The organism is Amphritea pacifica, assembly GCF_016924145.1.
GTDB lineage: Bacteria > Pseudomonadota > Gammaproteobacteria > Pseudomonadales > Balneatricaceae > Amphritea > Amphritea pacifica.
The window spans coordinates 1-301 of record NZ_JAFFZO010000186.1; the positions used below are offsets into that span (position 1 = coordinate 1).

Below are 301 nucleotides of genomic sequence, written 5' to 3' on the forward strand. Positions count from 1 at the left end.
TAAACCAAGAGTGGGGTGCGCTCTAACCAGCTGAGCTACTTTCTTCAGTTCTAACTAACCACCTACTCAAGCTATTGCCAGGGAAAGTGGTAGGCCTGAGTGGACTTGAACCACCGACCTCACCCCCTTCTTTTAAACCAAGAGTGGGGGGCGCTCTAACCAGCTGAGCTACTATCTTCAGTTCTAACTAACCACCTACTCAAGCTATTGCCAGGGAAAGTGGTAGGCCTGAGTGGACTTGAACCACCGACCTCACCCTTATCAGGGGTGCGCTCTAACCAGCTGAGCTACAAGCCTATTT

The 301-nt window shown here is 50.8% G+C and carries 1 tRNA gene; it reads right to left on the reverse strand.

Features of this window, described 5'->3' with window-relative positions:
• Positions 1 to 220: 220 nt before the first annotated feature.
• A tRNA-Ile gene (locus JW499_RS22015) sits at positions 221 to 297 on the reverse strand.
• Between the last annotated feature and the right edge of the window lie 4 nt (positions 298 to 301).